This window comes from Mycolicibacter minnesotensis, assembly GCF_010731755.1.
In the GTDB taxonomy this organism is placed as follows: Bacteria; Actinomycetota; Actinomycetes; order Mycobacteriales; family Mycobacteriaceae; genus Mycobacterium; species Mycobacterium minnesotense.
The window spans coordinates 1,398,806-1,412,043 of sequence record NZ_AP022589.1; the positions used below are offsets into that span (position 1 = coordinate 1,398,806).

The 13,238-nt window shown below is 67.4% G+C and carries 13 protein-coding genes and 1 tRNA gene; 4 read left to right on the forward strand and 10 right to left on the reverse strand.

Translation table 11 applies throughout. From position 1 onward, the window contains the following. Window positions 1-202 precede the first annotated feature (202 nt). Together G6N09_RS06615 and G6N09_RS06620 are read right to left on the reverse strand one after the other, a co-directional pair. A complete protein-coding gene (locus G6N09_RS06615; RefSeq protein ID WP_083026073.1) occupies window positions 203-841 on the reverse strand; it encodes a Fic/DOC family protein in 639 nt (212 codons plus the stop codon). 11 nt (window positions 842-852) lie between these two features. Continuing rightward, complete coding sequence (locus tag G6N09_RS06620) at window positions 853-1,050, reverse strand: antitoxin VbhA family protein (RefSeq protein ID WP_109558923.1); 198 nt, start codon at window positions 1,048-1,050, stop codon at window positions 853-855. 64 nt (window positions 1,051-1,114) lie between these two features. Here G6N09_RS06620 and G6N09_RS19485 point away from each other — a divergent pair, with 64 nt between their 5' ends. Continuing rightward, the gene (locus G6N09_RS19485; RefSeq protein WP_165756587.1) at window positions 1,115-1,285 is read left to right on the forward strand and encodes a hypothetical protein; all 171 of its coding nucleotides are present in this window, start codon (window positions 1,115-1,117) and stop codon (window positions 1,283-1,285) included. Between the two features lie 10 nt (window positions 1,286-1,295). On the opposite strand, the gene G6N09_RS06625 is transcribed toward G6N09_RS19485, so the two are convergent. Both G6N09_RS06625 and G6N09_RS06630 read right to left on the reverse strand, forming a co-directional pair. Next, window positions 1,296-1,371: transfer RNA gene (locus G6N09_RS06625), tRNA-Thr, on the reverse strand. A gap of 29 nt (window positions 1,372-1,400) precedes the next feature. Further along, on the reverse strand, window positions 1,401-2,627 hold the full coding sequence (locus G6N09_RS06630; protein WP_179959899.1) for a DNA polymerase III subunit delta': 1,227 nt from the start codon (window positions 2,625-2,627) through the stop codon (window positions 1,401-1,403). 30 nt (window positions 2,628-2,657) lie between these two features. On the opposite strand from G6N09_RS06630, the gene G6N09_RS06635 reads away from it, so the two are divergent. Then, window positions 2,658-4,352 (forward strand): adenylate/guanylate cyclase domain-containing protein, encoded by a 1,695-nt coding sequence (locus G6N09_RS06635; protein WP_109558924.1) that lies wholly within the window; start codon window positions 2,658-2,660, stop codon window positions 4,350-4,352. Window position 4,353: 1 nt separating this feature from the next. On the opposite strand, the gene topA is transcribed toward G6N09_RS06635, so the two are convergent. The 3 genes from topA to G6N09_RS06650 all read right to left on the reverse strand — a co-directional run bounded on the left by topA (window position 4,354) and on the right by G6N09_RS06650 (window position 8,214). Further along, the gene (gene topA / locus G6N09_RS06640; protein ID WP_234807018.1) at window positions 4,354-7,137 is read right to left on the reverse strand and encodes a type I DNA topoisomerase; all 2,784 of its coding nucleotides are present in this window, start codon (window positions 7,135-7,137) and stop codon (window positions 4,354-4,356) included. A gap of 135 nt (window positions 7,138-7,272) precedes the next feature. Then, window positions 7,273-7,884 (reverse strand): hypothetical protein, encoded by a 612-nt coding sequence (locus G6N09_RS06645; RefSeq protein WP_083026162.1) that lies wholly within the window; start codon window positions 7,882-7,884, stop codon window positions 7,273-7,275. Between the two features lie 126 nt (window positions 7,885-8,010). Continuing rightward, window positions 8,011-8,214 (reverse strand): cold-shock protein, encoded by a 204-nt coding sequence (locus G6N09_RS06650; RefSeq protein ID WP_005138711.1) that lies wholly within the window; start codon window positions 8,212-8,214, stop codon window positions 8,011-8,013. Between the two features lie 368 nt (window positions 8,215-8,582). On the opposite strand from G6N09_RS06650, the gene G6N09_RS06655 reads away from it, so the two are divergent. Both G6N09_RS06655 and G6N09_RS06660 read left to right on the forward strand, forming a co-directional pair. After that, complete coding sequence (locus tag G6N09_RS06655; RefSeq protein ID WP_083026080.1) at window positions 8,583-10,949, forward strand: DNA 3'-5' helicase SftH; 2,367 nt, start codon at window positions 8,583-8,585, stop codon at window positions 10,947-10,949. A 301-nt stretch (window positions 10,950-11,250) separates the two neighbouring features. Next, complete coding sequence (locus G6N09_RS06660) at window positions 11,251-12,282, forward strand: PAS domain-containing protein (RefSeq protein WP_083026082.1); 1,032 nt, start codon at window positions 11,251-11,253, stop codon at window positions 12,280-12,282. On the opposite strand, the gene G6N09_RS19890 is transcribed toward G6N09_RS06660, so the two are convergent. From G6N09_RS19890 to G6N09_RS06675, 3 genes are read right to left on the reverse strand one after another with little or no spacing between them, the layout of a single operon-like run. Next, window positions 12,279-12,590 carry an Rv3654c family TadE-like protein gene (locus G6N09_RS19890; RefSeq protein ID WP_234807019.1) on the reverse strand — a complete coding sequence of 104 codons (312 nt, stop codon included), beginning with the start codon at window positions 12,588-12,590 and terminating at the stop codon, window positions 12,279-12,281. The two genes, G6N09_RS06660 and G6N09_RS19890, sit on opposite strands and share 4 nt — an antisense overlap. A gap of 16 nt (window positions 12,591-12,606) precedes the next feature. Further along, window positions 12,607-12,954: a TadE family type IV pilus minor pilin gene (locus G6N09_RS19895; RefSeq protein WP_083026086.1), complete on the reverse strand. Its 348-nt coding sequence runs from the start codon at window positions 12,952-12,954 to the stop codon at window positions 12,607-12,609. 6 nt (window positions 12,955-12,960) lie between these two features. After that, window positions 12,961-13,182, reverse strand: coding sequence for a DUF4244 domain-containing protein (locus tag G6N09_RS06675; RefSeq protein ID WP_275985184.1), 222 nt, complete (start codon window positions 13,180-13,182; stop codon window positions 12,961-12,963). Window positions 13,183-13,238 lie beyond the last annotated feature (56 nt).

The following is a 13,238-nucleotide window of genomic DNA, read 5'->3' on the forward strand; positions in this document are numbered from 1 at the left end:
TCAGAACTCAGGGATTTCAGGTTGGCGCAGTTCAGGGGATCGATTACATGTTCGAATATGTCTCTGCGTGCAGGCACGCGCAGGGTTTCCGTGCCCTATCCGCGCCCCAACGACGTGTTTTCGCGCCTCGAAAGCACACGCTGCGCAGCCACACAGAAGCGGCCGAATCCATGCCCGAGCAGGAGCCGGTGCCGGTGTGCGATCAGAAGTCGTACGCGGGCTCAGGGTCGAGGATCTTCGTGAACATCGCGACCAGGCCCACGAGATCGGACTCGGCACGTGCCGAGTGACAAGCGCCGTACAACTCGTCCCGGTCCGCCTTCTCCCAGTCGAGCCCAGAGCCTCGCTCCGACAACAGGAGATCGAAGAATTCACGCGTTGAGCGACCGTTGCCCTCGCGGAACGGGTGGGCATAGTTAACGTAGTCGTATAGGTATGCGACCTTGCCAGCGAGATCGCCGTCATCGACTGCCCTGAGCCGGTCGAGTCGGTAAGTCTCTGCGGCGACATGCTCCATGGGCCAGCTAATACTGTCCGGCGGGCAGAAAGACTCGCCCTTCTTCTCAATGCCGACCGTCCGCAGGTCGCCCGCCCAGACATAAACATCCTGGAATAACTGGCGGTGAATCGCCCGCAGATATGCGAGATCGTAAGTGCGGTCGCCTAGCAGATCAGGGTCTTCGCGGAGTTCGATCACCCGGGCCTCAACAAGATCGTTCTCGGCATCAGCCAGTTCGGCACGCGTTCGCGCGCCGACCCGATTCCTCAAGACGGAGGTACCTGGGATGAAGTAGCCCTGCCAGTTCCGTTGGTGATCGCCGGTGTCCCAGGGATGCGGCACTCGAGGCCCGATTACTGGATGCTGTACCGGCGACGGACGCGCTCCCCCAACTCAGCTGCGGTGATCTTCCCGCTGGCGTAGTCGTCCTGATCGGCACGGGTGGCCGCGGTGCTGCGGGCGCCCTCCAACTCGGTGTTGCGGCGGGTTGCCCTGACAGTCCTGATGCGCCGCTTCGCCGCCTTCTGCAACTCGGTCACCTGGACAAACACCTCATCTCATCTCATTTGGCGGGTCCGACCAGGATAGTCGACAAAGGTGACATTGTAGGGAGGCTTGACCGTCAAGCAACAGGCCAGGCACAGCAGCAGCGAGATCACCCGGCGGCACCACGTCGAGCGGTCTGTGACGGTGCCCGACTACACCGCCGCACTGGACGAGGATTCGCGCCCTATCCGCGCCCTACAGGCCGTCAAAGAGGAACAGGCGGGTAGTTACCCCGCCTGAACTGCACGTTTGGAGCCACCTAGGAGAATCGAACTCCTGACCTATTCATTACGAGTGAATTGCTCTACCGACTGAGCTAAGGTGGCGCGCCCGCCGTAAACCGGGCCGGATCAGTCTACAGGCCGTCGCGCAGGGCTTGTCCGACGGTGGCCACCATGGCGCCGACAGCGAATCGGGGCTTGACGTTGGCAGCCAGCGCGTCGCGGCATTCGAGCACCGCTTCGATGCAGCGCAGCAGCCGGTCCGGCGACGCGTGGGAGGCCATCGCCGCCACCGCATCGGTCATGTCCGGGTGATTGGGGCGGGCGACACCGGCGGGCGCGGCAGCGGCCAACAGGGCATCGCGAAAATAGGTGGCCAGATCAATCAGGGCCCGGTCCAGGGCATCACGTGAGGCCCGGGTCTGGCGCGACTTCTGCCGGCGCTCCAGGTCCTTGATCACCCCGGCAGTGCCCCTCAGGGTCCCGGCGGTGCCCTTTCCGGTTCCGCCGGCACCCAGTGCGGTGCGCAGTTCCTCGGTCTCGATCTCCGCGCGCTCGGAGGTCAGGTCCCGGGCTTCGGATTCCGCTGCGGCCACCAATTCGTCGACCGCGGTGAACGCCCGCGACGGGGTGGCCGCCTCACGCGCCAGCGACAGCGCCCGCTGGCGGCGCTGGCGGGCCTCCGGGTCGGTGGCCAACCTGCGGGCTCTACCCACGTGGCCACCGCTCACCGCTGCCGCCCAGTCCGCCGTCTCGCGATCGAGCCCGTCGGCCTCGATCAGCACCTGGGCGATTGCTTCAGGAGGCGGTGTCACCAGGGCCACATGGCGGCACCTCGACCGCAGCGTGATCGCGATGTCTTCGGGGTCGACCGACGGGGCACACAACAAGAACACCGTCGACGGCGGCGGTTCCTCGACGACCTTCAACAGCGCATTGGCCGCGCCTTCGGTAAGCCTGTCGGCATCCTCGACCACCACAATCTGCCAGCGGCCGGTGCCGGGGCGCCGCGACGCGGTCTGCACGATGGCCCGCATCTCGTCGACCCCGATGGACAGCCCCTCCGGTACCACCCGCCGCACATCCGCGTGGGTACCGGCCATCGTGGTGGTGCATGCCCGGCAATGACCGCAGCCGGGTCCGCCGTCGGAATCGTCGGCGCTGCACTGCAACGCCGCGGCGAAACACACCGCCGCGATCGACCGACCCGATCCGGGCGGTCCGGTGATCAGCCAGGCATGTGACATACCGCCCGCCGTCATGCCGCTGTGAGCCGAATCATGTCTGGCGGCCCGTGCTGCGGCCAGCAGCTCGGCTTCCACCGTCTGCTGACCCACCAAGCGCGCGAAAACCCCGGACATCATCGGCCACAGTAGTGGCTTGACCGGACAATTGGACTCGGGCTTTGTCGTCTCGCCCGATACGGTGTGCTGGTGAGCACCACGACCCTGGTCGGGCGGATCAACCGATTCGTCCGCTGGGTCGTGCGCACACCCTGGCCAGTCTTCACGCTGAGCATGCTGCAGGCCGACATCATCGGCTCGCTGTTCGTGTTCGGTTTCCTGCGGTTCGGCCTGCCCGACGAGGACCGCATCAACCTGCAGGACCTGCCTCGCCTGAACCTGGCGCTCTTCGGCGTGGTGCTGTTTTTCCTGTTCGCCTTCGGCTTTTCCATCAGCACCGCACTCCTGATGCCGGTGTTCCGGTGGCAACGCCGTGAGGCGCTGCTCACCGACTTGGAGACCAACGGCGACTCCGACCCCGCAGATACCGAACTGGCGCGATCACGGGCGCTGCGAATGCCGTTCTACCGCTCGCTGATCAGCATCTGCTACTGGGCCGTGGGCGGGGTGGTGTTCGTCGCGATCAGCTGGCAAGTGGTCCACGACGTGGTACCGGTTGTGGTGACCGCGACCGCCCTGGGCGCGGCCGCCACCGCGATCATCGGCTACCTGCAGTCCGAGCGGGTGCTGCGGCCGGTGGCCGTCGCCGCGCTGCGCGACGGCACCCCGGAAAACCTGCGAGCCCCCGGAGTCATCCTGCGCCAGCTGTTGACCTGGCTGCTGTCGACCGGGGTGCCGGTGCTGGCGATCGTGCTGTCGGTACTGGCCGGCAAGGCATCGTTGCTCAACGCCTCACCGGACAAGCTGTTCACCCCGATCCTGCTGATGGCATTGGCCGCACTGGTCATCGGTCTGGCCGGCACAGTGCTGGTCTCCATGTCGATCGCCGACCCGCTGCGCCAGTTGCGCTGGGCACTGGGCGAGGTGCAACGCGGCAATTACAACGCCCACATGCAGATCTACGACGCCAGCGAACTGGGCCTGCTGCAGGCCGGGTTCAACGACATGGTGCGCGACCTGGCCGAGCGGCAGCGGCTACGCGACCTGTTCGGCCGCTACGTCGGCGAAGACGTGGCCCGGCGGGCACTGGAGCGCGGCACCGAGCTGGGCGGCCAGGAACGCGACGTAGCGGTGCTCTTCATCGACCTGGTGGGCTCAACCCAGCTGGCCGCCACGCGCCCGCCCAGCGAGGTCGTCAACGTGCTTAACGAGTTCTTCCGGGTGGTGGTCGAGGCCGTCGGGCGGCATGGCGGTTTCGTCAACAAATTCCAGGGTGACGCGGCGCTGGCCATCTTCGGGGCACCCATCGAGCACCCGGACGCTTCCAGCGCGGCCTTGGCGGCCGCCCGCGAACTGCATGACGGTCTGCTTCCGGTGCTCGGTTCCGAGGAGTTCGGCATCGGGGTGTCGGCCGGCCGCGCCATCGCCGGCCACATCGGCGCCCGGGCCCGCTTCGAGTACACCGTGATCGGTGACCCGGTCAACGAGGCCGCCCGGCTCACCGAGCTGGCCAAGCTGGAGGCAGGCCACGTGCTGGCCTCGGCCGTCGCGGTCAGCGGTGCGGTGGACGCCGAAGCGCTGTGCTGGGAGGTCGGCGAGATCGTCGAACTGCGTGGGCGCACTGCATTCACTCAGCTCGCGCGGCCGTTGCACCTCGCCTCGCTCGAAGAGGCGATCTCCCCCGAGAGCACCGAGGCCGCCGAGGAGACCCCGTCCGCTGCGACCTCAGCCGCAACGGACTGACTCAGCGCTTCGCAGCTTTTTTGGCGGGCGCCTTTTTCGCCGGGGCCTTGCGGACCGTCTTCTTGGCAGCCTTCTTGACCGGTCCGCGAGCTCGCCGGTCGGCCAGCAGTTCCGCGGCACGCTCGTCGGTGATCGAGGCCACCTCGTCGCCCTTGCGCAAGCTGGCATTGGTCTCGCCGTCGGTGACGTACGGACCGAACCGGCCATCTTTGATCACCATCGGCTTGCCGCTCGCCGGATCGGCGCCCAGTTCACGCAGGGGCGGAGCCGCAGCCGACTGCCGGCCACGACGCTTGGGCTCGGCGTAGATCTTCAGCGCGTCCTCAAGAGAGATCTCGAAGATCTGCTCCTCAGTGGCCAGCGACCGAGAGTCAGTGCCGCGCTTCAGATACGGCCCGTAGCGACCGTTCTGTGCGGTGATCTCCTCGCCCGATTCCGGGTCGGCACCCACCACCCGTGGCAATGACAGCAGCTTCAGTGCGTCGTCGAGAGTGACGGTTTCCAGGCTCATGCTCCGCAGCAACGAGCCGGTGCGGGGCTTAGGGTCGACCGGCTTCTTGCCCTTCTTGGCCGTCGCTCCGGACTCGTCGTCCGGCGGCGGCGGCAGGACTTCGGTGACGTACGGGCCGTAGCGGCCGTCCTTGGCGACGATCTCGTGGCCGGTAGCCGGGTCAACCCCGAGCGACCTGCCCTCCTGCGGGGTGGCGAAGCGTTCCTCGGCCAGCGCCAGGGTCAACTCGTCCGGCGGGAGTGAGTCATCCAGGTTGGCCCGCTGCGGAGTCGGCTCGCCGTCGTCACCGGTGACCATCCGTTCCAGGTAGGGCCCGTTCTTGCCCACCCGAACATAGACGGGCCTGCCTTCGGCGTCGTCGAAGAGCTTGATCGAGTTGATCTCGCGGGCGTCGATGCCCTCCAGGTTGACCCCGACCAGCTTCTTCAGGCCGCCGGCCCGGGAAATCGAGCCTTCCACCCCGTAGTCGCCGCCGAAGTAGAAGTTGTGCAGCCAGTCGGTGCGGCGCTGACGCCCGGCGGCGATCCCGTCGAGCTCGTCCTCCATGGCCGCGGTGAAGTCGTAGTCGACCAGCCGGCCGAAGTGCCGCTCAAGTAGGCCGATCACAGCGAACGCCACCCACGTCGGGACCAGTGCGCTGCCCTTTTTGTAGACGTAGCCGCGGTCCTGGATGGTCTTGATGATCGAGGAGTACGTCGACGGCCGTCCGATGCCCAACTCTTCGAGCGACTTCACCAGCGACGCTTCGGTATACCGCGCTGGCGGGTTGGTGGCGTGACCGTCCGGGTTCGCCTCGGCGGCATCCACCCGCTGGCCCTGGGTCAGCTGCGGCAACCGCCGCTCGGCGTCGTCGGCTTCACCGCCGGCCAACTCGTCGACGGTCTCCACATAGGCCTTGAGGAAGCCCGCGAAGGTGATGGTGCGACCGCTGGCGGCAAACGTCACCTGCTGAGCCCCGGAGTTCCCGCCGATTCGCAGGCTCAACGTGGTGCCGCGGGCGTCGGCCATCTGCGAGGCGACGGTGCGCTGCCAGATCAGCTCGTAGAGCCGGAACTCGTCGCTGCCCAGCTCGTTGCGGACCGCGTCGGGGGTGGCGAAGGTCTCGCCGGCCGGCCGGATGGCCTCGTGAGCTTCCTGGGCGTTCTTGACCTTGCGGGTGTACTGGCGTGGCGACGGCGACACGTACTCCTCGCCATAGAGCTGGCGAGCCTGGGTGCGGGCTGCATCGATGGCCGACTGCGACAGCGTCGTGGAGTCGGTACGCATGTAAGTGATGTAGCCGTTTTCGTAGAGCCGCTGGGCGATGCTCATCGTCCGCTCGGCGGAGTACCGCAGCTTGCGGCCCGCCTCCTGCTGCAACGTCGAGGTCATGAACGGCGCGTAGGGCCGCCGAGTGTAGGGCTTCTCCTCCACCGACGTCACGGCCAGCGACGCGCCCTGCAGCCCGGCCGCCAGCGAGGTGGCCGCGGCCTCGTCGAGCACCCGCACCTCATCCGGCTTCTTCAAAGCCCCCAGCGAGTCGAAGTCGCGGCCGCTGGCCACACGTAGTTCGTCGACCGCGACCAATCGGGCGGTGAAGGTGGCAGGAGAGGCGGTCGGATCGGAGACACTGGCGTCCAGTTGGGCGACCACGTCCCAGTAGGCCGCGCTGCGAAACGCCATCCGCTCGCGTTCGCGCTGCACAATGATGCGCGTGGCCACCGATTGGACCCGACCGGCCGACAGCTTCGGCGCGACCTTCTTCCACAGCACCGGGCTGACTTCGTAGCCGTACAGCCGGTCCAGCACACGCCGGGTCTCCTGCGCGTCCACCAGATCGATGTCCAGGTCACGGGGGTTTTCGGCGGCGTTGCGGATGGCCGGCTCGGTGATCTCGTGGAACACCATCCGTTTGACCGGTATACGCGGCTTCAGGGTCTCCAGCAGGTGCCAGGCGATCGCCTCGCCCTCGCGGTCACCATCGGTAGCCAGATAGAGCTCGTCGACGTCTTTGAGCAGGCCTTTGAGCTCGGTGACCGTGCTCTTCTTGTCGGGGCTGACGATGTAAAGCGGTTCGAAGTCGGCGTCGACGTTGACGCCGAGGCGTGCCCACGCTTCCGTCTTGTACTTGGCCGGGACATCGGCAGCGTTGCGCGGCAGGTCGCGGATATGCCCTCGGGAGGACTCGACGACGTAGTTGCTGCCCAGGTAGCCCGCAATTTTCCGTGCCTTGGTAGGCGACTCGACTATGACGAGCCGCCGCACGGGTGTCTTATCGCCATTGCGGGCGCTCACCGTCTTAGAGTCAGCCACCTTGCGTTTACCACTCCACTTCTTGTCTGCACCGCCAGGTCATGCTGGCGGTGGACAACTGACAATCTCGCACTCACGACCGCGCCGACGCAAACCGGCGTTCAGCAGTGCATTCTGTCAAAGCCCATCCCCATGACCCGGGATCGAGGCTCCGACACGCGGCCATTGCCTCAACGCTTCGGGGTCAGCAGGTGATTCCCCGACGTTTTCCACCAGCCGCGACAGCCTGCGCCGGCCGGTGATCCGCAGCGCCGGGTGGCTCCCCCGGGTACCGATCAGGGTAGGCGCGATGCCTGCCCGCATCATGGCCGAGGCCAGCGGCTCGAACGTGTCCGGTGCATGGGGGTCGAGCCCGAGCAGATACCGGTCGTCCTCGGCCGTCCCGGCCGCAAGCGTCCAGGCGCGCAGCTCGCGTGGGCCGGGCAGCCATTGCGGCGGCACCGTCTTGACCGCGCCGCGCGTCCACGCCTGAGCCAGGGGACGCAGCCGTGCGTCGACGGCCGTCCGCACCAGCGGGGTGTCCTCCTCGGTGCGGGTCACTTCGGGCACCAGGCCGGCCTCTTCGATCAGCTCAGCGAGCGCCACGGCGCGCCACTGGGCATCGACAACGACCGACAGTCGCGCTGCGTCACCCACCACAACTGCCTGGCCCGGGCCGGCCAGCACCCCGGCGAGGTCGGCAACGCTGGGCGGCACCGACTCGGCCGAAAAGAAGGAAAGCTGGCTCACGTCACCGACAGTAAGCCGGTGCACCATCCGGCGGCGCCCGGGGCGGCCTTACCCGCCCGAAACGAAACCCCCCGGATGAGCTCCATTGGCGGGAGCTGCCCGGGGGGTGACGTCAAATTCCGTGGCTCAGACGGCGCGGACGCCCGTGGCCTGGGGGCCCTTGGGGCTCTGCCCAACCTCGAACTCCACCCGCTGGTTCTCCTCAAGGGTGCGAAAGCCGCTTCCCTGGATCTCCGTGTAGTGGACAAACACGTCAGCCGAGCCGTCCTCTGGTGCGATGAAGCCGAAGCCCTTTTCCGCGTTGAACCACTTCACAGTTCCCTGTGGCATTTGTCGATCTTTCCTTACTCTTCTTGCTCGGTGCGGGGCACCGTTGTTCGGGGCACCGCATTTCGCTGCCCCGGGCCTGTTCCGACCGCCGTACCCTTGCGGTCGGCCGGTGTTGCCACCCAACCAATCCCCCGCGGGCACTGCGGCCGCAACCACAGATCCTGCGAAGGCTTAACACGAACACAGAAGCTACGACCGCCATCAGTCAACCATGTTCATGGCGCTGAGGACAGACTGCGGTGTCGAAATCTCGGCCGAGGGGTGAACAATACGGCGGCGGGCTTTCAAGGCCGGCGGTTCAGCGAGACTCGACGTAGGAGAGGCGAAGCTGGGACCGCCGCATAAACCAGGCAATTGAGGACGGATGAATGACGGCGAATTTCGGTGGCGAATTGCTGGCCGCCGCGCTCGCCGGGGTAGACACCGGTGAAGATCCCCTGCGTCATGTCGCCGACCTGCCGGCCTCTGCAGGCCGCGTGGGCGCCTGGCCCGCCTGGGCCGATCACGACGTGATCAGTGCCTTCACCGGGCGCGGAATCCAGGCCCCGTGGTCGCATCAGCTGGCCGCCGCCGAACTGGCGTACGCCGGTCGTCACGTGGTGATCAGCACCGGCACGGCGTCCGGAAAATCGCTGGCCTACCAGCTTCCGGTGCTGCAGGCCCTGGCGGCTGATCCCCGGGCCCGAGCGCTCTACCTGTCACCGACCAAGGCATTGGGACACGACCAGCTGCGCGCGGCGCACAGCCTGAGTGCCGCGGTTCCGCGCCTGGCCGGAGCGGCCGGCGCGGCGGCACCCACCGCCTACGACGGCGATACTGCCGCTGAGATCCGCAGGTTCGCCCGGGAGCGATCACGCTGGGTTTTCTCCAATCCCGACATGATCCACCTTTCACTGCTGCGCAATCACGCCCGGTGGGCGGTCTTTTTGCGCGGGCTGCGTTTTGTGGTCGTCGACGAATGCCACTACTACCGGGGGATCTTCGGTTCGCACGTGGCAATGGTGCTGCGACGGCTGCTGCGACTCTGTGAGCGTTATGCGGGACCTGAATCACCCGGACCGACGGTGATCTTCGCCAGTGCCACCACCGCGTCGCCGGGCGCCAGCGCGTCGGCGCTGATCGGACAGCCCGTCACGGAAGTCACCGAGGACGGATCGCCGCATGGCGCGCGGACGGTGGCCTTGTGGGAGCCCGCCCTGCGCACCGACGTGACCGGCGAGCACGGCGCGCCTGTTCGACGCGCCGCCGGCACCGAAGCGGCCCGGGTAATGGCAGACCTGATCGCCGAGGGGGCGCGCACCCTGACCTTCGTGCGGTCACGGCGCGGCGCGGAGCTCACCGCACTGGCCGCTCGAACCCGGTTGGAATCAGTCGCGCCGACCCTGGTGGACAAGGTCGCCTCCTACCGGGCTGGATATCTGGCCGAGGACCGTCGCGCCCTGGAGCGTGCGCTCGCCGACGGCCAGCTCTACGGGCTGGCCACCACCAACGCGCTGGAACTCGGCGTGGACATCGCCGGCTTGGATGCCGTCGTGATCGCCGGGTTTCCCGGCACCGTGACCTCGTTCTGGCAGCAGGCCGGCCGGTCGGGCCGGCGCGGGCAGACCGCGCTGATCGTGCTGGTTGCTCGCGACGACCCGCTGGACACCTATTTGGTTCATCACCCCGAGGCACTGCTGGACAAGCCGATCGAGCAGGTGGTGATCGACCCGGTCAACCCCTACGTGTTAGGGCCGCAGCTGCTGTGCGCGGCAGCCGAACTGCCGCTGACCACCGCCGAGGTGACGCAGCTGGGCGCAGAGCAGGTAGCCGCAGACCTGGTCGGCGATGGATTGCTACGGCGGCGCGCCGAGAGATACTTCCCGGCGCCGGGACTCGATCCGCACGCCACGGTGGACATCCGCGGATCGGCCGGCGGGCAGGTGGTGATCGTCGAAGCCGACACCGGGCGACTGCTGGGCAGCGTCGACGCCGGCCGCGCGGCGGCCACGGTACACACCGGCGCGGTGTATTTGCATCAGGGTGAGAGTTACCTGGTCGATTCACTGGACCCTGAACGCCAGATCGCCTTCGTCCACGCCGAGGATCCCGGGTACGCCACGTTCGCGCGTGAGATCACCGCCATCGAGGTGACCGGCGAGGGTGAACGCGCCTGGTTCGGCCCGGTCTGTCTTGGCCTGGTACCGGTGACAGTGACCCACCAGATCGTCGGTTACCTGCGGCGGCTGCCGACCGGTGAAGTCCTGGACTTCGTCGATTTGGAGGTGCCTCCAGCGACGCTGCCCACCATGGCGGTGGTCTACACCGTGACCGCTGAGGCACTGGCTGAGTGCGGGGTCGACGAGCCCGCCATCCCCGGCGCCTTGCATGCCGCCGAGCATGCGGCGATCGGCCTGCTGCCGCTGGTAGCCAGCTGCGATCGGGGCGACATCGGCGGCCTGTCCACCGCGGTGGGCCCCGACGAGCTGGGCGGTATGCCCAGTGTCTTTGTCTATGACGGCCACCCTGGCGGCGCAGGTTTCGCAGAGCGCGGCTTCCGGGCCGCGACCACCTGGCTGACCGCGACGGCGGAGACGATCGAATCCTGCGAATGCCCACAGGGCTGTCCCTCATGTGTGCAGTCACCCAAATGTGGCAACGGCAATGAACCGCTGCACAAGGACGGTGCGGTGCGGGTGCTGCGACTGGTACTCGGCAGGCTCGACGGCTCGCACGAAGCGGCCCCACGGAGCTGAGATAACTGCGGGAGTCGGCCGACCCCCCGAACGGCCGACTCCCCCGAGCCCTTACCCCGCCAGCTGTATCGCAGCGACGGGCGTCTGCGCGCAGAGAACACGCGGGACAGTAAGACGAACGGTCGAGAGATGCGATCCGTTCCCAATCCGATACAGGACCGGATGCGGCCGTAAGTTACCGGCTAGACCGGATCCTTCGCAACTCGGCGGATCGTCCGCCTGTGCGCAATCCGCCCTGATTCCGGCAAATTATTCACTGTTAATGCTGGTAGACGGCCACTAGCCGTAATATCGACGAATTATGACGCACGACTGGTTGCTGGTGGAGACACTCGGTGGTGAATCAGCAGTCGTCGCGCAAGGCCGTCAGCTGAAGAATCTGGTGCCGCTTGCGCAGTTTCTGCGACGCAGCCCACACCTAGCGGCGATCCAGACGGCGGTCGCGGAGTCGGTGCGCTCCGGGCAGGCCCTGGCCAGCATCACAACGCGCCGTGATCGCGTGATCCGCACCGAACCGGTGGTGATGTCCGACGGTCGGGTGCACGGCGTGCACGTCTGGACCGGCCCGGCCGATATGGAGCCGCCCGAGCGGCCCATCCCGGGCCCGTTGAAGTGGGACCTGACCCTGGGGGTGGCCACCGACACCCGAGAGTCGCTGGCCAACAGCGGTAAAGACCCGGAAGTGGAGGCCACCCACGGCCGGGCGTTCGTCGAGGAATTGCCGGCCCGCGAGTTCACCCCCAACGAGAACAAGGTCCTGGCCCTGGCGATCCGGCCCGAACCTGGCCAGACCATTTGCAGTAGCTGGGACGTCACCGATTTTCACGGCGAGGTGATCCGGGTGGGTTTCGTGGTGCGCACAGCGCGTGAGCCCGTTGCCGGTGGGCGGGAACATCTGGTGTCGCGCGGCATGAACTGGCGCGGCCAGTTCGAGGGCGCGGCTGCTCGGCCCGATTTCCTGGCGCAGCAGATCCTGCACGCGCTGGCTCAGCCGGGCGTGTACCGGGCCATGGGCGACCTGGCCAATCGGCGACTGCTGAAGTGGCTGGATGGGCCGTGCCCGCTCTACGACTGGCGCAGCCCGGCGGCATCGCGAGTTCACCCGGACGACCAGGCGCAGGCCGCCCGGATGGAGACCGACATGGCTCGCTCGCGGGCGCCGGTCAGCGGCGTGCTGCGGCTGCGCCAGAAGGACGGCGGCTGGGCGCCGGTCCACGTAACCGTCACCCAGGTGGAACTCGACGAGGGGACCATGGCCGGGCTGGTGGCGCTCCGCATGCCCACCGAGGCCGAGGTCACCGGGGCGGGCTGGGCCGTCGGCGAAGCGCCTTAGCCAACAGGGCCGGCTCGCGCCGCCGCCCGAGCGGGGCCGAGCCGCCAGCCGGGCACGGGCATCGCCACGGTGACCACCACATCGAGCCCATCGACCGTGCAGTTGAATTCGCTCCCGTGCATCCGCGAGCTCAGCACTGAGGCTTGCGCGCACGCGCTCGCGGGTCCAGCGGGGACCCTGCCGGCGCCGGCCAGTGCCGCCAGGTCGGCGACGGCCTGTGCACGGTGCCGTGCGATCACCGCGGTGCCGAGCAGGAATCCGCCGCCGGTCAGGCTCAGCAATGCGGCGATCATTGCCGCGGCGGCCACCGTGGCTCCGCCCTCCTCATCCCTGCGGCTCGGCCGCCGAGACGGCCTCGGCTGCGATAGCCAAGCCGGGCAACAGAATAGGTCGAGCGGTGACCCGAGCCACCACCATGGCGCCTTCGGAATGCAGACGCACCGTCGCGCCGGCCGGCGCGATCTGCCGCACCACGACTGTGACCGCCGAGACATCTCCGCGCGCTGCCAGCCGAGCCGCTTCCCGCGCTGCGTCGATACAGCGGATTTGGGCAGAGACTGCGCTGATGCCGGCCAGACAGAGCACGAGCACCGAGACCAGCGCCGCCAAAGCGAACGCCGCCTCGACGGTGCTGGCGCCGGCGTCGTCGGCGTAGTTCTCACGGCCGGACATCGCCTGTCAGACTTTGGTACTCAGCGCGCGGCCGATTACCCGATTCAACGCTGCCACGATCGAATCCCCGGTGACTACCGTGTACAAGATCGCACCGAACGCCGCTGCAGCGATGGTGCCGATCGCGTATTCAACCGTGGACATCCCGGATTCGTCGGAAGCGAATAGCACCAGCTTCAGACCGATTCCTCGAAACAGGTTGCGCACCTGTGGAATAACACTTTTCATAGCGACTCCTTGATCAACACCCATTGGGTTCTCGCGGCCGGTCCGCGAAGCATCGG

Bases quoted from the DNA above. Each gene is read 5' to 3' on its own strand.
- G6N09_RS06630 (WP_179959899.1), bottom strand. From the start codon at position 2,627: ATGTCCGGGGTTTTCGCGCGCTTGGTGGGTCAGCAGACGGTGGAAGCC.
- G6N09_RS06650 (WP_005138711.1), bottom strand. From the start codon at position 8,214: ATGCCACAGGGAACTGTGAAGTGGTTCAACGCGGAAAAGGGCTTCGGC.
- G6N09_RS06655 (WP_083026080.1), top strand. From the start codon at position 8,583: ATGACGGCGAATTTCGGTGGCGAATTGCTGGCCGCCGCGCTCGCCGGG.
- G6N09_RS06660 (WP_083026082.1), top strand. From the start codon at position 11,251: ATGACGCACGACTGGTTGCTGGTGGAGACACTCGGTGGTGAATCAGCA.
- G6N09_RS19895 (WP_083026086.1), bottom strand. From the start codon at position 12,954: ATGTCCGGCCGTGAGAACTACGCCGACGACGCCGGCGCCAGCACCGTC.
- G6N09_RS06675 (WP_275985184.1), bottom strand. From the start codon at position 13,182: ATGAAAAGTGTTATTCCACAGGTGCGCAACCTGTTTCGAGGAATCGGT.